16 protein-coding genes are annotated in these 20,514 nt (G+C 45.0%); 5 read left to right on the forward strand and 11 right to left on the reverse strand.

Annotation, left to right across the window (positions count from 1 at the left end; genetic code table 11):
• The first annotated feature begins 442 nt into the window (after positions 1-442).
• From NL643_RS20290 to NL643_RS20305, 4 genes are all read left to right on the forward strand, one after another.
• Positions 443-1,753, forward strand: coding sequence for a TolC family outer membrane protein (locus NL643_RS20290; RefSeq protein ID WP_005395046.1), 1,311 nt, complete (start codon positions 443-445; stop codon positions 1,751-1,753).
• Positions 1,754-1,755: 2 nt separating this feature from the next.
• On the forward strand, positions 1,756-2,370 hold the full coding sequence (locus NL643_RS20295) for an OmpA family protein (RefSeq protein ID WP_065646447.1): 615 nt from the start codon (positions 1,756-1,758) through the stop codon (positions 2,368-2,370).
• Between the two features lie 167 nt (positions 2,371-2,537).
• Positions 2,538-2,891, forward strand: coding sequence for a DUF2750 domain-containing protein (locus NL643_RS20300; protein ID WP_005395049.1), 354 nt, complete (start codon positions 2,538-2,540; stop codon positions 2,889-2,891).
• A 187-nt stretch (positions 2,892-3,078) separates the two neighbouring features.
• Positions 3,079-5,052, forward strand: a complete 1,974-nt coding sequence (locus NL643_RS20305; protein ID WP_253645062.1) for a diguanylate cyclase — start codon at positions 3,079-3,081, stop codon at positions 5,050-5,052.
• Between the two features lie 12 nt (positions 5,053-5,064).
• Here NL643_RS20305 and queC read toward each other — a convergent pair whose 3' ends face one another.
• Both queC and queE read right to left on the reverse strand, forming a co-directional pair.
• On the reverse strand, positions 5,065-5,760 hold the full coding sequence (queC, locus tag NL643_RS20310) for a 7-cyano-7-deazaguanine synthase QueC (protein WP_253645063.1): 696 nt from the start codon (positions 5,758-5,760) through the stop codon (positions 5,065-5,067).
• A 14-nt stretch (positions 5,761-5,774) separates the two neighbouring features.
• Complete coding sequence (gene queE, locus NL643_RS20315; RefSeq protein WP_253645064.1) at positions 5,775-6,425, reverse strand: 7-carboxy-7-deazaguanine synthase QueE; 651 nt, start codon at positions 6,423-6,425, stop codon at positions 5,775-5,777.
• 216 nt (positions 6,426-6,641) lie between these two features.
• Between queE and NL643_RS20320 the strand changes: the two genes are divergently transcribed.
• A complete protein-coding gene (locus NL643_RS20320) occupies positions 6,642-7,451 on the forward strand; it encodes a Cof-type HAD-IIB family hydrolase (RefSeq protein WP_046874945.1) in 810 nt (269 codons plus the stop codon).
• Positions 7,452-7,611: 160 nt separating this feature from the next.
• Here NL643_RS20320 and NL643_RS20325 read toward each other — a convergent pair whose 3' ends face one another.
• From NL643_RS20325 to NL643_RS20365, 9 genes are all read right to left on the reverse strand, one after another.
• Positions 7,612-9,057 carry a bifunctional NUDIX hydrolase/phosphatase PAP2 family protein gene (locus tag NL643_RS20325; protein ID WP_048626431.1) on the reverse strand — a complete coding sequence of 482 codons (1,446 nt, stop codon included), beginning with the start codon at positions 9,055-9,057 and terminating at the stop codon, positions 7,612-7,614.
• Between the two features lie 388 nt (positions 9,058-9,445).
• Positions 9,446-10,777, reverse strand: coding sequence for a trypsin-like serine protease (locus NL643_RS20330; protein ID WP_150918766.1), 1,332 nt, complete (start codon positions 10,775-10,777; stop codon positions 9,446-9,448).
• A gap of 194 nt (positions 10,778-10,971) precedes the next feature.
• On the reverse strand, positions 10,972-11,448 hold the full coding sequence (locus NL643_RS20335; RefSeq protein ID WP_253645065.1) for a GNAT family N-acetyltransferase: 477 nt from the start codon (positions 11,446-11,448) through the stop codon (positions 10,972-10,974).
• Positions 11,449-11,638: 190 nt separating this feature from the next.
• Entirely contained in the window at positions 11,639-13,516 is a 1,878-nt protein-coding gene (locus NL643_RS20340; RefSeq protein ID WP_253645066.1) for a propionyl-CoA synthetase, read from the reverse strand.
• Between the two features lie 57 nt (positions 13,517-13,573).
• Entirely contained in the window at positions 13,574-14,770 is a 1,197-nt protein-coding gene (gene prpF / locus NL643_RS20345; protein ID WP_253645067.1) for a 2-methylaconitate cis-trans isomerase PrpF, read from the reverse strand.
• Positions 14,771-14,779: 9 nt separating this feature from the next.
• Entirely contained in the window at positions 14,780-17,371 is a 2,592-nt protein-coding gene (acnD, locus tag NL643_RS20350; RefSeq protein WP_253645068.1) for a Fe/S-dependent 2-methylisocitrate dehydratase AcnD, read from the reverse strand.
• Between the two features lie 155 nt (positions 17,372-17,526).
• Positions 17,527-18,669, reverse strand: a complete 1,143-nt coding sequence (prpC, locus tag NL643_RS20355; protein WP_253645069.1) for a 2-methylcitrate synthase — start codon at positions 18,667-18,669, stop codon at positions 17,527-17,529.
• A 131-nt stretch (positions 18,670-18,800) separates the two neighbouring features.
• Positions 18,801-19,697: a methylisocitrate lyase gene (gene prpB / locus NL643_RS20360; protein WP_005395068.1), complete on the reverse strand. Its 897-nt coding sequence runs from the start codon at positions 19,695-19,697 to the stop codon at positions 18,801-18,803.
• Positions 19,698-19,709: 12 nt separating this feature from the next.
• The gene (locus NL643_RS20365; RefSeq protein WP_005395069.1) at positions 19,710-20,423 is read right to left on the reverse strand and encodes a GntR family transcriptional regulator; all 714 of its coding nucleotides are present in this window, start codon (positions 20,421-20,423) and stop codon (positions 19,710-19,712) included.
• Positions 20,424-20,514: the final 91 nt, after the last annotated feature.

Below are 20,514 nucleotides of genomic sequence, written 5' to 3' on the forward strand. Positions count from 1 at the left end.
GTTAAATAACAGTAATAGATCAAAACTGGGGATCGCGGTCAAGAGGTCTGTCGCACTAACATTTGTAAACGATCACTGGATCACATTGTTTTAATTCTGAAATTGGCTGCGGAATGACGGCAATAACAGCAATTTGATGCTCAATTAAGTAATTATGTGTCATACATCAATAGGAATCTATGCACATATTTATCTTGTTTTAATAAAAGCCACTCAACTCTTGTTAAACATCAATTTCACTTTAAAATCGGGATCCTTATTCAAAATTTAGACCCACCAAATGAATTGATTTATCAAGAATGAAACAAATGAACAATGAATCAACAGGTTACTTCATCGTGTATTAATGTTATTGTGCGCTAAATTATTGACGCCCTTATAGGTATCCCACTTATAAGCCCTCTCACCTCGAGAAATTTTATTATTATCTAGGAGAATCACAGTGAAGTGGACTCGTGCCAACGCCTTTTGCATTGGTGTGTTCGCAGCTAGTCATGCTTTTGGGCAAACACTAGAGCAAGCGGTTGAAAACACATTAAAAACCAATCCTGACATCAAAAGTGCGTTCAATGAATTCGTTAGCAAGCAGTATGTGAATGAAGCATCTGGCGGTGCTTACCTCCCATCCGTAGATTTAGACGCCGGTATCGGTTATGAAGGCATTAACCCAGCAGAAGCAGGGCGAGATTCAACGGATCTGACAAGAAAAGAAGCGACCGTGACACTAACCCAGTTGATATGGGACGGTTCTGCGACACTTAACGATATGGATCGAACAGCAGCTGACGCAGAATCAGTTCGTTATCAACTGCTCGCTGATGCTCAAGACACGGCACTCGAAGTGGCAAAGGTTTACTTAGATTCAGTAAAAGCTTATGAAATTCTTACACTTTCAGAAAACAACTTGAAGGTTCATAAGAAGATCTACGAAGACATTAAAAAGCGAGTTAACTCAGGACTTGGGTCTACCGCTGACCTAACTCAAGTAGAAGCTCGTTTAGCAAAAGCTCACGGTAACTTGGTGGCGGCTCAGAACAACTTATATGACAGCCACACCACGTTTACACGCCTTGTCGGACAGTCCCCACAAGGATTGATTTTTCCGCGAGCGGACCAGAACTTTATTCCCTACACCATAGATGAAGCAATTGACTTGGCATTTGAATCGCATCCAGTAATCAAAATTTCGATGGCAGATGTAGACTCAGCTAAGTTCCAATATAAGCAATCTAAGGGAACTTACTATCCAACGATATCTGTAGAAGCGGCTCAAACGTGGCGTGATGATGCAAGCGGTATCGAAGGAAGCAGTGATGAAACGACAGCGATGCTGCGTATGCGTTACAACCTCTTTAATGGTGGTAGTGATGTCGCCAATGCTGAAAACTTTGCCTATCAACTAAACAAAGCCAAAGATTTACGAGAACGCGCATACCGCAGCGTTGAAGAAGGGCTTCGTCTATCATGGAGCGCGCTAGATTTAACGCTTCAGCAAAAAGAGTTTCTGGCGGATCACGTAGATTCGGCATCTGAAACTGTTATCGCCTACGAGAAACAGTATCGCATCGGTAAACGAACCCTTCTGGATTTGTTAAATACTGAAAACGAGTTATTTGAAGCGAGAAAAAACTACTTGGATGCTCGATATTCAGAGCAATACGCGAAATACCGTGTAATGAATGCGACCGGCCAATTGTTAAATGCCTTGCGAGTCGATGTGCCTACGGAATGGAATGAAAAGGTGGAGTACTAATCATGAAACCAATGAAAATTCTATTTGTATTAAGTCTTCTCGCCGTTACTCAACAGGTTGTTGCTGAAGACGAGTATGACTATCGACCTGTACCAAGTGCAGAACAAATTGCTGACCTTCAAGATGAAGATAACGATGGCGTCATCAACGCTCGAGATATGTGCCCTGGCACACCTGAAGGCTCAGAAGTCGACAATGACGGTTGCGGCGAATACATTAAAGCATCAGATAACATGCAAGTGAGAATACTTTTTGCCAATGATTCTGATGAAATCAATCCCGTGTTCAGAAGACAAGTACGTGAACTGTCCGATTTTTTAAAAGAATACCCTACTACATCGATCGAACTGCACGGCTACGCGAGTAAAGTTGGTGGCTCTCAACACAACCAAGATCTATCAGAGAGACGAGCACGCAATGTCCGTGAGGCGCTATTGAGCTACAACATCGAACCGAGCAGAGTTCGTATTGTTGGCTTTGGAGATACTCACCTAGCGCAACAAGGTACCGATGAAGTCAGCCACGCTTTAAACCGCCGAGTAACTGCTTCTGTCGTTGGTTATAAAGGCGAGATTAAAAAAGAGTGGACAATATTCACTACCCTCCCTGAAAGGTAAAAATGTCTGTATTAATGATTGTTCAAACAAGCATTAATAAACCTAGAACGACATAAGAAAAGGAGCTTCGGCTCCTTTATTTTTACTCATTGCAATAACCGTATTATGCTTTAGGAATCGGCACTTTAGTGTTACCCTAGCGGCGTCATAACAACGAGAGTTTTGAAATGAGCAAACTTACATCAGATATCCAAGCAAACCTTGACCTTTTTGTTGCAGAAACAAAAGAAAACCAACTGGTTTGGGGTTTACGCAATGAAGAAGGTTGGCTATCTTGCGATTCAACTGAATTCGAAAACAGTGAAGTCATGCCTTTCTGGTCTTCAAAAGAAGATGCAGAAGCGCACAATGTTGAAGAATGGGCTGACTTCACTGTACTAGAAATCCCACTAGATATCTTTGTTGAAGATTGGCTTTTAACTCTTGCAGAAGATGGTGTTCTTGTTGGTACTAACTGGAACGATCAGCTAGAAGGCAAAGAAATGGAGCCTCAAGATCTAGCTAAGCTTTACATTGCATAACGACTTCTAGACCTCAACTTTATGTTGGGGTCTTTCTTTTGATGCTCTTTTTTTGATATATCGACCAAGTGCATAGTTTTCCTATTCTTTTTCTTCGTACACCCAACTCAATCACAACGCTGATCAATTAATAGCGCTATGATTCTCCAATTCCAAAGCAACAAAAGAACATAAGGCACGTTTAAATATGCGCACGCTCTATCCTTTGCTTGCGTCACTCTTACTCGCCCCGGTATATGCTAGTGACACTCAAGATATTGAGCCAGAACAAAATATCACGCAGTGGCACGCCGTTTATCAAACCACGTTGAGAAGTAATCCTGACTCAGCATTAAGCATGCTTCAAGATCGATACCACACCGCGAAATCGCACAGCGAAAAACTCTACGTCAGCGGGCTGATTTATGAATATATGTCGAACATAAAACAGCCGTACTATGGAAGCAGCCAAGTTCTCAACAATAACTTTGCTCAGTTAGAGTCAGAGTACATTCTTGCCTTAAATGAACGTAAGCATGGTAGTTATGACGCCTCAGTAAATAGCTTTTCTTCATTGCGACAAAAAATGAAGCAGACTTCAGATTCTGAAGGCAAAGCTTTGATGAACTATCAGCTCTGTTATACGTTGAATCAACAAGGTCGTTATCACAAAGCAAACTTTTATTGCTCGTCGTTAGAAAGCCATCTGAGTCAACAACATCAAGAAAACTTCCCTATTGATCTCGCGTTACGTGTGGTAGCGAACAATTATAACTATCGTGGCGACTATGAAAAAGCGCTGAGTCTTTATAGAAAGCTGCTGGCGAACATGTCTGCTCAAACCGATCCTTCTGGCATTTACAATGACGTCGGAAATTTACTTGCAGAGCTTGGGCAGTTTGAACAATCAGAACAATATCTCATCCAAGCCCTACTCGCTCGTCAAGATGAAGGGACACCACTCAAAGTCGCCCAAGTCGAACATAGCCTTGGGGCAATGTATAAGAAATCCAAAGAATTCGATAAAGCCATCAATCATTATCAAAATGCATTAACAATACTCAACCAGCTCCAATACCCATATGGTCAAGGGTTAAGCTACTTAGGGCTGTCTGCGGTTTTAGCCGAAAGTGGGCAACTGGATACCGCAGTAGATTACATTAGAAAAGCTTTAGACATTGCTGAAACGTATGAAAATACGCACCTCGAAACGGAAGGGCATTTAGCTGCTGGGTTCGCGTATTTGAAAAACCATGCTACTGAAAAATCGATTGCACATGGCAAAGTCGCGTTAACACTAGCGATCAATAACTCTAGACCATTATTACAGGCACAAGCTCAATTACTCCTTTCCGAAGCATACCAAGCCCAAGGTGATTATAAACTGGCATTAGAGCACCACGAAGCCTATTCAACCATTGAATTGGCCAACCGAGACGCTAGCAATATTAAAGCATTAGAGGCATTAGACCTCACAAAGAAAGAGTACGAATATGATCTTCAAGTCGCTCGGTTGAATAATGAAAAAAGCTTAAATCAGCATCAATTTAAGAAGCTTACCGATCAAAAGCGCACTTATAATTTTGTGGTTTCCTGTTTGTTGGTCTTGCTCATTCTGGCATTGATACTTCAGCGACAAACACGACAAAAAGCCAAAATAGATAGTCTAACATGTGCGTTGAATAGAGCGGCAATTATAGAGACCATCAAAGGTCAAACCTCCAAAGCGGACGAAGACTTCCGCTATGTTTTAGCATTAATCGACCTTGATGACTTTAAGACGATAAATGATCAATACGGTCATCCGACTGGCGACTTGGTGTTACAGCAAGTTTGCCAAGTGCTTAAAGCTAAGCTCAATAAGGGAGAGTATATCGGCCGTTTGGGTGGAGAAGAGTTTATCTTATTATTGAAAAACGTCGATGAAATTGACGTTCCTTTCCGGGTGCAAAGCCTACACAAAACGATTTCAGAGAAGTGCGTACGCACGGTAAATAATAGTGATTTGAGTGTAACTGCTAGCTTGGCCTATCTATCAACATCAATGCCGCTTACCAACTTTGATGAACTTTATTCGATACTAGACCAAGCTTTATACCAGGCTAAAAAGCAGGGAAAAAACATCATTATAGACGCATACGATGAGCCAATTAGCCTAAGTTCTGACTATGTTAGCCAGTAAAGCAAGGCACGACTAAACGTCAGCAGCCTGCTTGTTCACAAGAGACTGCATTACGGTCTCTTTATTGTTTAGGTAATCATCTAAGCCAGCTTTGCGCAAATCGCACGATGGGCACTCACCGCAACCATCACCAATGACCCCGTTGTAGCAGGTCAACGTATTTTCACGAACCAGTTTCAACGCGTCATATTGATCAGCTAACGCCCACGTTTCTGCTTTATTTAGCCACATTAACGGTGTTTTGATCGTCAGGTTACGGTCCATCCCTTGCACCAAAGCCGTGTTCATTGCTTTCACAAAATCGTCACGACAATCTGGATAACCGCTAAAGTCAGTTTCACACACGCCAGTAATTACGGTTTCAGCCCCAATTTGGTAGGCGTAGATTCCTGCGAGCGTTAAAAATAGAATGTTACGGCCAGGAACAAAAGAGTTTGGTAGGCCGTTTTCTTGCAATTCGTGTGAGACAGGGATGTCATCACGCGTGAGAGAGCTAATCGCAAGTTCGTTTAAAAGGCCAACATCCATCACTTTATGCGCTTTGACGCCAAGATCCTTTGCGATCTTTTGTGCCACTTCTATCTCTAACTTGTGGCGCTGACCATAATCAAAAGTAATGGCATGAACTTCATCAAACTCTTTAAGTGCTTGAACCAGACAAGTCGTGGAATCCTGACCACCACTAAAAACAACAACGGCTTTTTTCATTTCTCTCTCCGCTCTTAAGCAATACTTAGATATTTATGAGTTTGAACAGACAAGCGCCAATTGCGAGCAATGCACGTTTCAATACACAATTGCGTTGCACGAGGCTTTTGGCTAATAGGCTGCAATGCAATGACAGTCTCAACCGCGACATTCGCATTTGCCAATAGCTCATCAAGGTGGTCGATGTCTTTTTGTGTACCAACAGGGTGCTTAATCTCATTCGCACGCTCTAACGCGCTATTGAGAACTGGAAGTTTACCCTTCATCGCCACTTTTGGTGACACGGTCACCCATGTATTTTCTGACGTGATGACTTCTGATGTGCCACTCGTTTCAATTTGGCATTGGCAACCCATATCCTCAAACGCTTTTGTTAAAGGGCGGAGGTCATAAATACAAGGCTCCCCACCAGTAATCACGATATGTTTAGCATTAAAGCCTTGCAGTTGATATTGCTCTACGATGTTCTCGGCAGATGCGACGCACCATGTGGGAGAATCTTCCGCCTTCACCAAAATATCACCAATTTGACGTTGGTCATTCTCATCTGCATACCAAGTTTGTTTGGTATCGCACCATGAGCAACCAACCGGACACTCTTGAAGGCGAACAAAAACAGCAGGTACTCCAGTGAAAACCCCTTCCCCTTGGATGGTTTCAAACATCTCATTTAGCTTATACAACGTAGAACTCACTCAACTCATAATACTTCGAGGCGAAGACATTAATGGACACACGTGTCTAGGTCAATTTAAACCAAAAATTAATTGTTAAAATAGACCATTTTGTAGTTTCATAGTCGCGGTGAGCGTAGGTTTCTGGTTAGCGTTATACCAAACCTTATTCACTTACAGTTCCCAAAAACTTTAAGGTAAGAAATGATGTATAAACTGATCGCATTAGATATGGATGGCACACTGCTCAATAGTGATAAAGCAATCTCTGAAGAAAACAAACAAGCGATCGCAAAGGCTCGAGAAGCAGGCGTTACTGTCGTTCTCGCTTCTGGTCGCCCATTAGAAGGAATGCAAGGCAAGCTCGACGAACTGAATATCCATTCCGATAAAGATTTTGTCCTTTTCTACAATGGCTCTATGGTTAAGAACGTAGGAACAAATGAAATCATCCACCAGCAAATCATTGATGGTAAGGCAGCAAAATTAGTCGCTCGTAAAGCGAAAGAATTAGGCGCTTATGTGCACGCATTCAGCCAAGTACATGGCTTGATCACCAATGAGAAAAACCCATACACTGACATCGAAGCCAACATTAATGGCTTAAATGTAACAGAGATTAATTTTGAATCGCTAGAAGATGATCATCCAATCATCAAAGCAATGATGGTTGCCGAGCCAAGTAAGTTAACTGAGGTCATCGCTGCGCTGCCGTCTGAAATGCGTGAAGAGTTTACGGTGGTTCAAAGCGCTCCGTTCTTCCTGGAATTTCTTAACCCAGCGAGCAACAAAGGTATTGGTGTTGCTGCAATTGCTGAGTATCTAGGTATTCAACCGGAAGAAGTAATCTGTATGGGTGATGCTGAAAATGACCACCACATGCTGAAGTACGCTGGCCTTGGTATCGCGATGGCAAATGCAATGGAAGAGACCAAACAAATCGCTGATTACATTACGGCAAGTAATGATGAACACGGTGTAGCTAAAGCTATTGAAAAATTCGTCCTTAACGCTTAATTCTCTCCGCCGCTATGGCATCAACGTTATTACCTTTAACTCAGCCATGGCGTCAGATATGCGCAAAGCCACATTGTTGAGCTACTCAACGTACAAAAAAGCCTTGCTGTAAAGCAAGGCTTTTTTTACTCGTATGCCTGAGAAAGAAAGCATACAACCATCAATCTAGCACTGTTTCTCTCTGTTGTTTTTCATGAATCAGCTTTCTTGCAAGCAAGATAAACAGCAACATCAACAATGGATAATGCAACGTCGACAATACCAATGACCACAAACCACTAAACGAGACAACAGAGCTTGAGTACAAATAAAGTTGCTCAACGAATACCAACGCAAGTGTTACAAAAATCATCTGACGAGAATCCAAATGCACTTTTGACTCTCTAAACGTCATAACCAATGCTGATGCCGTAATTAAAATAGCCAACCAGCGGCCAAACACAGGTAATGGCCAGATAACAGAGATGACCGCCGTTACCGCAGTCATAATGAACCAGACGCCTTTTGAGCTCAGCACTTGATCAACATTCACGTCTTGATTTGTTTCCAATCGCAGAACATGCCAGGCCACCAAGCTTCCTAACAGCGCACCAAACAACATATCTAAGAAAAAGGCGCTACCAAGGAAAAACTTACATAACATAATAGTAAGCGTGATGAGCATCATAACAGCGGTCGTACCATTCAAACCGAAATAATGCGTTCTCTGAAATAAAAAGGTTAAAACACAAAACCAAACGGCAATAGGCAAACTTGGAAAACTAAATCCAAAGCTGTGTGTTAACTCCATCATTGGTATATAGACATGCGGGCGAGGAAGCGCAAAGCCCTGTTGAGCTACAAGTACCATCAGGGACGTCGCGCTAATAGCGAAAAAGAGTCGGAATACAAATCGACTGCCAAAACGCATCATTACTAACGGAAATAGAAAAAGCAGTATCGTAGGTTCTGTCAGTTCTATAACAAGATTTGAGATCTGATTCGCTACCTCGAAACTCGTTCCTGATAAAGCCCCTACCCAGCTTTGTAAGTCTTTCATCCACCTCAATTCAATCTGACGAAATGAAGGCGCGGATTCGATCAGCTGAGTCACATAAGATGCGGACTGCTGAGTAGCTTGTTCAAAAAACTGAATGGCTTGTGGCCATTGAGCGGGATAGCGGTACAAAAATGATGGCAGCTCGGATGGTCCAAGTAACATTGCAGATGCGATTTCTACTCCGTAGTGAGGAGCAAACCAAATAGGTAACTCATTCCCACCTAAGGAATTGTTCATCGAAAAAGCAATAATCTCAGAATCTGATATGCAATCGTAATAAACCGCGGTGTCAGTTCTGCCAAGTTCCTCCCCAACAGTGACCACTAAACCCGTTTCTTCCCACGTTTCTCTTTGCGCAGCAACTTTGGGGGATTCTCCATCAATAATTGTCCCACCAGGTAGAGAAATCTTATCCGTCAATATTTCATGAACTAGCACTAACTTGTCGTCAGCACGAACAACGCAGAGTGCCCCTTTTACTTCGCTCGCGGCAGCTTTAGCCGTAGAGATTGGTGAAACAGGTAACAAAATAAAACAAAGGATGAGTAATAACAGCTGTCTCAACACAAAATATGACCTTAAGTAAACATTATGATAACCAATGAATAATGGCAGTTAATCTTATCTTTTTCGATAAAAATTAAGTAACGAGTTATGCCAAACAACGTTGATCGAATAAAGCATGATCTTGAAGCTCATTGGAGAGTAATTTAATGCAAACCTGACAAAAATCAGACAAAACATGAAATGTTGATCGCAATTCTGCCAGTTATATGAAGGTAGCGTCAGGATAAAGTCATACACATTTTATGGGTTCTCAAAGTTGGAACAATAAAAAAGGGCTTATTATTCGAAAACAATAAACCCTGCTTATGATAACTATGCGCTGCTCGTTGAAACCAAGAATGAATTCTACCTCAAGTCACCAACGAATCAGCTTTTGAATGCTTGATGGTTAGTTAGACTTGCAATGTGCGTCGCGAACTTCTTGCCAAACACCCCAAGGTCCAGAGTCTGCTGGGTTATCGCCTTGAGTCCACCACTGCGCCTGCCACACTTTGCCATTCCAAGTAACGTTATCCCCTTTGAGATACACCGTACTCGCTTGCCATTCTGCTGCGCAGTTATCTGTTGGAGGCGTTGTCACTGTTTTCGCTTGAGCCGACACTAGCGCCTGATATTGTGTACTGGTCTTATCAACGTTGAAGTTCAAAGCAACTCTTGCTTCTCCCGCCTGAGCTGCTCCAAATTCGACATCGACACGACAGCTTGCATTCATTGCTAACGTCGCCTGAGAACACTGATCATTTGCAATAACGGCAGCATCAGCAACGCCAGAAGCAAACGCGCGAACGTTTTCTACAGTGAACGTCGTGTTACCTGAATTTTTGATAACAAAACTATGTTGCTGCAACTCGCCAACATTAAATGATGCCAATGTCTGTTCGGTGGTATACCCAACAGAAACATTCTCTTTCGGAGGTGTAGTCGTGCCAATGACACCATTAACAAAATTGCGCATGGCGGCGATATCGCTATAAACACCATACATACCCGGACGAGCACAACCTATCCCCCAACTGACCACACCAAGTTGAGTAATTACGCCACCACGATTAATAACGATTGGGCCACCGCTATCTCCCTGACAGGAATCTATCCCACCTTGAGGAATTCCCGCGCAGAAAGACACCTCTCCAACGGTTGTGTAATTACCACCAGCTTGACGACAAGTCGTGTCCGACACGAGCGGAACGTCAACCTCTTGCAATCGAGATGGAGAGCTTCCTCCTTCAGAGGTTCTCCCTAAACCTGCGACTGTAAGCCAATCTCCGATGCTGGCGTATTGCGTTAGACTGCCATCGGCAATTTCAACCGCAGCAACACCTTGAGGTACAGAGTCCAACTTTAATACTGCGAGATCATGAGAAAGCGTTGCTCGGCGATATGCCGGGTGCATGTGGATTTCACTCACGTTAGATCGAACACCGTCAGTGCCATTGTAAACGACGCCACCGATTTTAACCGCAATCTGATTCGGTGAATCACCCTCGACACAGTGGGCCGCAGTCAGGACATAGCCATTCCCAATATAGCTGGCACCACAATATGATCGGTTACCATAACGGCTAACAATTTGGGTGTAGAATCTCCACTCACTAGGATCAGCAGTGATGCCGCCTACGATCTGGGGTTGTATAGTGTGATTTTGTGTCTGTGACAAATCATCAGCACTTGCGAACATTGGCAAAACAGCCAACGCAAGTAACGATTTTGTTAGTTTCAAAATATTGTCCTCTTGTTTTTGTAAGCACGATCCTCGTGCTACTAATAAACAAGCAGACAAAAACGCCAATACCAATGTGGGCGCATATTAATTTACTAACATTGCGAGCAACTTATAGAGAAAAGTCTATTGACGAACTGAATGATTTCAATTCGCTAGAATGTGTATCACAATATTAAAGTTAAGCATGGCCATTAGCTCAACGGCTTTCTTAGATAGTGAATATGGTGTGCAAACCCTTGTTTTTCATACAAAGAGATTGCACCCTGGTTAAAGTGCCATACTTCAACAAACATCTGTTTTGCACCGTAATCAGAGAACGTTGACTCAATTTTGTTAATCAATGCCTGAGCTGTGCCTTGTTTCCGAAACTCAGGTAACACATAGAGCTCATCCACACTTCCCATCATAACCTGCTGACTGACGGTAGAAACAAGTTCACAGAAATGACCAGAGATAAAGCCAATAATTTCATCTCCTTGTTTTGCTACATAAACAAGACATTCAGGATCATCAATGTATCGAGCAATACTTTTTTCTTGCTCTATCTCCTCTGCAGTTTTGAACAGCTCCGGAGATTGAAGATGATGCTCATCATGCAGCTCAAACATAAGGTCGTTGAGCGACTCAAGGTCGCTAAAACACGCAGATTTAATTACAAACGTGGTCATACAAAGGGTCACTAAAAATTGAATGGCTGTAGTTTGTGAGGAAAATGCCGTATTGGCAAGTCACAAAATTGCCTGCACGAGACGTTTACGCTATCTACAAACAAAAAAGCCCCTGCACTTAATAAGCGTACAGAGGCAGAACCAACCTACAGAGTTCGAGGATCAGGGGTTAGTTAGAATTGAGTTTTAATTAACGTTTTAACACTCGTTCAATTTCGTTCAAGCTACTTGGGTCATCAATCGTTGACGGAACGGTGTATTTTTCACCATCGGCTATTTGACGTATGGTTCGGCGCAGAATTTTACCCGAGCGTGTTTTCGGTAAGCGATCCACAACCAATGCATGCTTAAAGCAGGCAACCGCACCGATCTCACTACGTACCTTGCCAACAAGCTCACCTTCAAGATCAAGCTCGTCCACTTTGACACCATCTTTAAGCACAACAAAACCAAGTGGTAACTGCCCTTTTAACTCATCGTGGATACCCACGACTGCACATTCCGCAATCGCTGGGTGGCCACCGACAATTTCTTCCATTTCGCCTGTCGATAAACGATGCCCCGCGACATTAATCACGTCATCAATACGTCCCATAATGAACAGGTAACCGTCTTCATCCAAATAGCCACCATCACCTGACACATAGTAGCCAGGGAATTGGCTGAGGTAACCGGTTTCAAAACGGTCATGGTTACGCCAAACCGTTGGCAGACAACTCGGTGGCAGCGGACGCTTTAATGCGACAAAGCCTTGTTGGTTAGGCCCGACCGACTCTCCAAGTTCATTCAGAATCTCGACCTGATAACCCGGAATTGGCTTCGTCGAAGAACCCGCTTTAACTGGCATCATTTCAACACCTGTTGGGTTGCCCGCGATAGCCCAACCCGTTTCCGTTTGCCACCAGTGGTCAATAACGGGTTTGTCTGCTTTGCTCTGAACCCATTCCAGTGTTGGAGGGTCAAGGCGTTCTCCTGCCATAAAGATGGTTTTCAATTTAGAGAGATCATACTGTTTTAAAAACTCACCTTCTGGGTCTTCTTTCTTGATCGCACGGAACGCTGTCGGGGCAGAGAACAACGCATCTACTTTGTATTCGTCACACACTCGCCAAAATGCACCAGGATCCGGTGTTCGGACGGGCTTGCCTTCGAATAGGATTGTTGTGCAACCGTGAATCAGTGGCGCGTAAACAATGTAAGAGTGCCCTACTACCCAGCCAACATCAGATGCCGCCCAAAATACGCCATCTTGAGGAATGTTGTAGATTGCGCTCATAGAGTACTTCATCGCGACGGCATGGCCACCGTTGTCACGCACAACGCCTTTTGGCTTACCTGTCGTACCCGAAGTATAAAGAATGTAGAGTGGATCGGTTGCCAACACCGGAACACAACCGTGTGGCAACGCTTGGTTGTACTCTTGCTGCCAATCCAGATCTCTTTCTTGGTTTAGATCGGCTTCGCACTCAGGACGCTGGAATATAAATACTTTTTCAGGCTTCCATCGGCTGTCCATAATGGCCTTGTCTACCATTGGCTTATATGGAATAACTTTGTTGATCTCAATCCCACACGACGCCGTCATGATGACTTTCGGCTCTGCATCTTCAATTCGTACAGCAAGTTCATTAGGTGCAAAACCACCGAATACAACGGAGTGAATCGCCCCCAAACGCGCACAGGCTAGCATCGCCATTGCGGCTTCTGGAATCATCGGCATGTAAATAACGACTCGGTCGCCTTTTTCAACGCCTTGGGCAGACAGCATGCCGGCAATTTTTGCCACTTGGTCACGCAGGTTACTATAGGTATACGTGGTTTTATTGCCAGTTACTGGCGAGTCATAAATGAGTGCCGTATTATCACCGCGTCCTTGCTCGCAATGGTAATCCAATGCTAACCAGCACGTATTCATTACACCATCTGGAAACCAACGTTCTATGCCGTTTTCATCAGATTTCAAGATAGTTTTAGGAGATTCGAACCAATCGATATTCTCCGCTTGAGCGCGCCAAAAACTCTCCGGTTCGTTTTTCGCCCATAAATATTCTTTTTCGTATGAAGACATATTGCTTCCTCCAGTATGTCCTGACATTGCTCTCGTTCTACTCAAAGACCGTTCTTTTCACTCAAAGACATCAGAGGGTACACGCACAAATCCCTCCATTAGTATTCTCGCACTTCGGCTCATGATGGCTTTTTGCACCACCCAGCCCTGCTCAGTTTGCTTCGCTTGTGCTCCAACTTTTAACGTTCCTGAGGGGTGGCCAAAAGTCACTGACTCTTTTTCACCGCCACCAGCAGCCAAGTTAACCAACGTACCCGGTACACACGCCGCTGAAGCGATAGCAACAGCTGCTGTTCCCATCATTGCATGGTGAAGTTTGCCCATCGACAACGCACGAACCAACACGTCTATGTCCGTATCATTTACCGCTTTGCCACTTGAAGACAGGTAACTTTTCGGTTTAGAAACAAACGCAATTTTCGGTGTGTGCTGGCGTGTTTGAGCTTCTTCTAAATCAGAAATCAGACCCATTTTTAATGCGCCATGTGCACGGATAGATTCGAACATCGCCAATGCCGCATCATCATTGTTGATATCATCTTGCAGTTCCGTGCCCTGATAGCCAATAGACTCAGCATCAATAAAAATGGTTGGAATGCCCGCATTTATAAATGTGGCGTTAAACGTACCTACGTCCGGTACCACTAAATCATCGACTAAGTTGCCTGTTGGGAACATGCTGCCTTCGCCATCAGAAGGGTCAACGAAATCGACTTGAATCTCGGCGGCCGGAAACGTCACGCCATCGAGCTCAAACTCTCCGGTCTCTTGCACGAATCCGTTCACAATCGGCACATGAACCAAGATAGTTTTGCTGATGTTCACCTGCCAAACACGCACCGTCACAATGCCATTTTCTGGAATGCGATCTTGTGGAATCAGCCCAGCATGAATGGCGAAAGGACCGACAGCGGCAGACAAGTTGCCGCAGTTACCACTCCAATCGACGAATGGTTTGTCGATCGACACTTGTCCAAACAAATAGTCAACGTCATGACCGTCTTGGCTACTGCGCGAAACAATCACTGTTTTACTAGTGCTGGAGGTTGCACCACCCATACCGTCGATTTGCTTTGCGTACGGATCTGGGCTGCCGATAACACGCAACAAGAGTTTGTCACGAGCTTCGCCTGCCACTTGTGCTTCTTGTGGCAAATCGTCGAGGTTAAAAAAGACCCCTTTACTTGTACCGCCACGCATGTACGTCGCCGGCACTTTGATTTGGCTCATTTGATTCGGAGTATTATTTGACATACGCACTCCTTATTGCGCCAAGAAATCTTGCGCAAAACGCTGCAGAACACCGCCCGCGTTGTACACATGAACTTCGTCAGCGGTATCTAGGCGACACGTAACAGGAACGTCGACTTTCTCACCGTTGCTACGTGTAATAACCAAGGCTAAATCTGCCCCCGGCTTGATTTCACCAACCACGTCATACAGTTCAGTACCATCCAGTTCTAACGTATTACGGTTTACACCTGGTTTGAATTGCAACGGCAGTACGCCCATGCCAACCAAGTTAGTACGGTGAATACGCTCAAAGCCTTCAGCAACAATGGCTTCTACGCCTGCCAAACGAACACCTTTTGCTGCCCAGTCACGAGATGAACCCTGACCGTAATCCGCGCCGGCGACAACAATCAATGGTTGTTTACGATTCATGTAGGTTTCAATCGCTTCCCACATGCGTACAACCTGGCCTTCTGGTTCGATTCGCGCTAGAGAACCCTGAACCACTTCACCGTTCTCTTTCACCATTTCGTTAAACAGTTTCGGGTTAGCAAAGGTCGCACGTTGCGCCGTTAAGTGATCGCCACGGTGAGTCGCATAAGAGTTGAAGTCCTCTTCCGGAACGCCCATTTTCGCTAAGTATTCACCTGCCGCGCTGCTCGCCATGATAGCGTTGGATGGTGACAGGTGGTCAGTCGTGATGTTGTCGCCCAGAATCGCTAATGGACGCATGCCAGACAGTGTTCTTTCACCCGCCAGCGCACCTTCCCAGTAAGGTGGACGGCGAATGTAGGTACTCATCGGACGCCAGTCGTAAAGCGGACTAGAGCTTTTCTCTGCGTCATCCAGCTTAAACATCTGAATGTAAACTTGCTTAAACTGCTCAGGTTTAACATGAGTACCGACAACTGCATCGATCTCTTCATCGCTTGGCCACAAATCATTGAGATAAATTGGTTTGCCGTTTTGGTCCGTGCCCAATGCATCGCGTTCGATATCGAAACGAATCGTACCCGCTAGCGCATAAGCGACAACCAATGGTGGTGATGCAAGGAAAGCTTGTTTTGCGTAAGGATGGATTCGGCCATCGAAGTTGCGGTTACCAGACAGAACGGCTGTCGCATATAAATCGCGATCAATGATCTCTTGCTGGATTTTTGGATCCAACGCGCCACTCATGCCGTTACAAGTGGTACATGCGTAACCGACGATACCAAAGCCAAGCTTTTCTAACTCTGGTAATAAGCCCGCTTCTTCCAGGTAAAGACGCGCTACCTTAGAACCCGGAGCAAAAGACGACTTCACCCAAGGTTTACGTACAAGGCCGAGCTCGTTGGCTTTCTTCGCGACAAGGCCTGCGGCAACCACGTTTCTAGGGTTACTGGTGTTAGTACAAGATGTTATCGCAGCGATGATAACTGCACCATCTGGTAACTCGCCTTCTTTCTCTTCCCACGCACCAGAAATGCCACGCTGCGCCAACTCAGATGTTGGTAAACGGCGGTGAGGGTTTGACGGGCCGGCCATGTTACGACTTACTGATGATAAATCGAATTCCAGTACACGCTCATAAACGGCAGTATCTAGATCGTCAGCCCAAAGTCCGGTTTGCTTTGCGTATTTCTCAACTAAGTTAACTTGCTGTTCATCACGACCAGTCAGTTTTAAGTAGTTGATGGTCTGCTCATCAATATAAAACATGCCAGCTGTCGCGCCGTATTCTGGTGTCATATTGGAGATGGTTGCACGGTCACCAATTGTTAGGTCGCGAGCACCTTCACCAAAGAATTCAAGATATGAAGAGACCACGCGCTCGTTACGTAGGAACTCAGTAATCGCGAGGACAATATCCGTTGCGGTAATGCCTGGTTGACGTTTACCCGTTAGTTTTACACCGACAATATCAGGTAGACGCATCATTGATGGTCGGCCTAGCATTACGGTTTCAGCTTCCAGACCACCAACACCGATCGCGATAACGCCCAATGCATCAACATGAGGCGTGTGACTGTCCGTACCCACACAGGTATCTGGGTAGGCAATACCCTGTTTCGCTTGCACCACAGGAGACATTTTCTCCAAGTTGATTTGGTGCATAATGCCGTTACCCGCAGGAATCACGCTTACGTTCTCAAACGCTGTTTTGCACCACTCGATAAAGTGGAATCGGTCTTCATTACGGCGCTCTTCAATCGCGCGGTTTTTGTCGAAGGCATCAGGTTCAAAGCCCGCATGCTCAACCGCTAAAGAGTGGTCGACGATCAGCTGAGTCTCAACCACAGGGTTCACTTTTGCAGGATCGCCACCCTGATCCGAAATAGCATCGCGCAGACCCGCTAAATCGACTAGAGCAGTCTGACCAAGAATGTCATGACAAACAACGCGTGCTGGATACCAAGGAAAATCAAGATCACGTTTACGTTCAATTAACTGTTTCAGGCTATCCGTCAATGTGTTCGGATCACAGCGACGGACCAGTTGCTCAGCTAGCACGCGGGAGGTGTAAGGGAGTTTTTCATAGGCTCCAGGAGAAATGGCATTGACGGCTTCGCGTGCATCAAAGTAATCCAGTTGAGTTCCCGGAAGCGGCTTACGATATTGGGTATTAATATTTGTGTTCATGGTTTGCTTCCATTCAGTCTGTACATCTTGCCTTCATCAACGTTTTCCATTGCTCCAGAAACATCGTGATGAGAGGGGCTCCTTCCTCTGTCAGAGAGAGGTACAAAGGAAGGAGGTGGTCAATCAAAGCGTATGTGCCCTAATTGACCTTCGCGCTAGCGATTCTCGATAGGTACCCATTCTTGATGGTCTGGGCCCGTGTAATCAGCACTTGGGCGAATGATGCGGTTATTGGCACGTTGCTCATAAACGTGTGCCGCCCAGCCCGTTAAACGACTCATCACAAAAATTGGTGTGAACAGCTTGGTTGGAATGTCCATGAAGTGGTAAGCCGATGCATGGAAGAAGTCCGCATTACAGAACAGACCTTTCTCTCGCTTCATCACTGATTCCACACGCTCAGAAACAGCATATAGATGCGTATCACCGACTTGCTGTGACAGCTCTTTCGACCAGCGCTTAATCAACGCGTTGCGAGGATCACTTTCGCGATAGATGGCATGGCCAAAGCCCATGATCTTGTCTTTGTTGGCCAGCATTTTCATGATGTTCGCTTCCGCCTCGTCTGGCGTTTGCCAATCTTCAATCATTTCCATCGCTGCTTCGTTTGCGCCGCCGTGAAGTGGGCCGCGAAGCGTACCGATTGCTGCCGTGATACAAGAATGAATGTCTGATAACGTTGATGCACAAACACGCGCTGCAAAAGTTGATGCGTTGAATTCATGCTCAGCGTAAAGGATTAAGGAACAGTGCATCACTTGCTTGTGCAGCGCTGATGGCTTTTTATCTGTAAGCAATCGCAAGAAGTAACCGCCGATGCAGTCTTCGGTTTGATCTTCTGTATCGATACGAACGCCATCGTGACTAAAACGATACCAGTAACAGATGATAGCTGGGAAAAGCGCCAGCATACGTTCCGTCGAATGCAATTGCTCATCGAAGCTCATTTCCTGCTCTAGGTTTCCTAACACAGAACAACCAGTACGCATCACATCCATTGGATGAGCAGTAGCAGGAATAAGCTCTAACGCTTGCTTAAGCTCAGCTGGTAAGCCGCGAAGGTTTAAGAGATGTGTCTTGTACGCATCCAGTTCTTTCTGAGTTGGTAAGTGACCGCGTAACAGAAGATGTGCAACTTCTTCAAATTGAGCATTATTGGCAAGGTCAGTAATATCGTAACCGCGATAAGTCAGACCGGTCCCCGTTTTTCCGACAGTACATAAAGCTGTGCTTCCGGCGCTTTGACCGCGTAGGCCTGCACCACCTAACTCTGCTTTCTTTTCTGCAGTTTGAGACATTGTTTGAACTCCTTTTCTGTCTGGCTTTGCCCTCTTTGGAGCGTTTTTTAGCCAGACGAATTTCACGTTATTGAATTAGATAAATTCCGATTATCTTTTCTTGGGCTTCCGTCTATCTTTTCTTTTCCCCGCTATTTCCCTTCAGAGAATAGCTGGTCAAGTTTGTCTTCGTAATCGTGGTAGTTCAGGTGCTGATACAACTCTTTGCGTGTTTGCATTGAATCAACCAAAGCTTCCTGATTGCCCACTTCTAGCAAATGCTTATAAACCGTTTCAGCGGCTTTGTTCATGGCTCGGAACGCACTTAACGGGTAAAGCACCATATCGACTTTCGCTTTTGCAAGCTCGTCGCAGCCATACAGTGGCGTTGCGCCGAACTCGGTAATGTTCGCCAGAATAGGAACGTGCTTTCCAGTTGCTTGCTCAAGTGCGTTTGAGAACTGAAGGTACTGATCCAGCTTGGTCATTGCTTCTGGGAAAATCATATCCGCGCCAGCTTCCACACAGGCAATCGCACGCTCAATTGCACTGTCCATACCTTCAACAGCTAGCGCGTCAGTACGAGCCATAATCACGAAGCTTTCATCATTGCGTGCGTCAACCGCGGCTTTTACGCGATCAACCATCTCTTGCTGGCTGACTATTGCTTTGTTCGGACGATGGCCACAACGTTTCTGTGCGACTTGGTCTTCCATATGAACCGCAGCAGCCCCCGCCTTTTCCATTGCTTTGATCGTGCGAGCAATATTAAATGCGCCTCCAAAACCAGTGTCGATATCAACCAATAGCGGTAAATCACACGCGTTAGTGATGCGGTCAACATCGACCAGTACGTCGTTCAATGTTGTAATACCGAGATCCGGCAATCCGTATGACGCGTTTGCAATACCGCCGCCAGACAAATAAATCGCTTGATGCCCCAAATTTTTCGCCATCATGGCGCAGTAAGGGTTAATGGTGCCAACAATTTGCAGCGGATTGTTTTGTTCAATGGCGAGTCTGAACTTCGCTCCCGGTGTTAAGCTCATGACGAATTCCTTCTAGTCTTTGTCTAAACTTTCTGTATGTATAATTTGCGATTGGATGAGCTTTCGACTTCCTGAGATGTGTCTTCTCATCAGCATTTCTGCAAGCTCTTCATCGCGATTGCGAATGGCTTCCAGAATGAATTTGTGTTCAGTCAGCGCTTCATTTGGACGAGATTGCGCGCGCGGTGACTGATAGCGATACATGCGTAACAAGTGGTAAAGCTCGTCGCACAGCAGAGAAATCAGCTTGCTGTTTCGGCTTGCTTGGATGATGCGATAGTGAAAATCAAAATCTCCATGCTGATGGAAGTAAGAGGCTCCCTCCACTTGATCGATGTGCTTAGAATGTGTCGACAATAGCATTTCCAAGCTCAAGAGCTCTTCTTGCGTAATATGTCGCGCTGCTAACCTTGCCGCCATACCTTCTAGCGCTTCACGAACTGCATAGAGTTCTATCAGCTTTTCTGGAGAAAAAGTGGTCACTCTAGCCCCGACATGAGGAATACGTTCAATGAGCCCTAGCCCCTCTAAACGCATTAATGCTTCACGCAAAGGGCCACGGCTGACTTGATATTTCTTCGCCAGTTCAGGCTCCGAGATTTTATGACCAGGCTTAACATCGCCATTCACAATGACTTCAATCAGTGTTTCTGTCAGTGTTTCTGACTTGGTGTGTTCTTTCTCAGAACCCAGTACTTTATAACGAGTTTTCAACTCAGAGTTCATACTCAGATACTCACGTTACCGACATCAAAATGTCTACAATTTCTTAACCTGAATATAAAGTAGTCGATCAAAGTGTCGACAATCAAGTGAA

The organism is Vibrio sp. Y42_MX_L11 (assembly GCF_024181785.1).
Lineage (GTDB): Bacteria > Pseudomonadota > Gammaproteobacteria > Enterobacterales > Vibrionaceae > Vibrio > Vibrio diabolicus.

What these genes read in the sequence shown, in the direction of transcription:
- NL643_RS20295 (WP_065646447.1), top strand. Translation starts at nt 1,756, where the DNA reads ATGAAACCAATGAAAATTCTATTTGTATTAAGTCTTCTCGCCGTTACT.
- NL643_RS20300 (WP_005395049.1), top strand. Translation starts at nt 2,538, where the DNA reads ATGAGCAAACTTACATCAGATATCCAAGCAAACCTTGACCTTTTTGTT.
- NL643_RS20305 (WP_253645062.1), top strand. Translation starts at nt 3,079, where the DNA reads ATGCGCACGCTCTATCCTTTGCTTGCGTCACTCTTACTCGCCCCGGTA.
- queC (WP_253645063.1), bottom strand. Translation starts at nt 5,760, where the DNA reads ATGAAAAAAGCCGTTGTTGTTTTTAGTGGTGGTCAGGATTCCACGACT.
- queE (WP_253645064.1), bottom strand. Translation starts at nt 6,425, where the DNA reads ATGTTTGAAACCATCCAAGGGGAAGGGGTTTTCACTGGAGTACCTGCT.
- NL643_RS20320 (WP_046874945.1), top strand. Translation starts at nt 6,642, where the DNA reads ATGTATAAACTGATCGCATTAGATATGGATGGCACACTGCTCAATAGT.
- NL643_RS20335 (WP_253645065.1), bottom strand. Translation starts at nt 11,448, where the DNA reads ATGACCACGTTTGTAATTAAATCTGCGTGTTTTAGCGACCTTGAGTCG.
- NL643_RS20340 (WP_253645066.1), bottom strand. Translation starts at nt 13,516, where the DNA reads ATGTCTTCATACGAAAAAGAATATTTATGGGCGAAAAACGAACCGGAG.
- prpF (WP_253645067.1), bottom strand. Translation starts at nt 14,770, where the DNA reads ATGTCAAATAATACTCCGAATCAAATGAGCCAAATCAAAGTGCCGGCG.
- acnD (WP_253645068.1), bottom strand. Translation starts at nt 17,371, where the DNA reads ATGAACACAAATATTAATACCCAATATCGTAAGCCGCTTCCGGGAACT.
- prpC (WP_253645069.1), bottom strand. Translation starts at nt 18,669, where the DNA reads ATGTCTCAAACTGCAGAAAAGAAAGCAGAGTTAGGTGGTGCAGGCCTA.
- prpB (WP_005395068.1), bottom strand. Translation starts at nt 19,697, where the DNA reads ATGAGCTTAACACCGGGAGCGAAGTTCAGACTCGCCATTGAACAAAAC.
- NL643_RS20365 (WP_005395069.1), bottom strand. Translation starts at nt 20,423, where the DNA reads ATGAACTCTGAGTTGAAAACTCGTTATAAAGTACTGGGTTCTGAGAAA.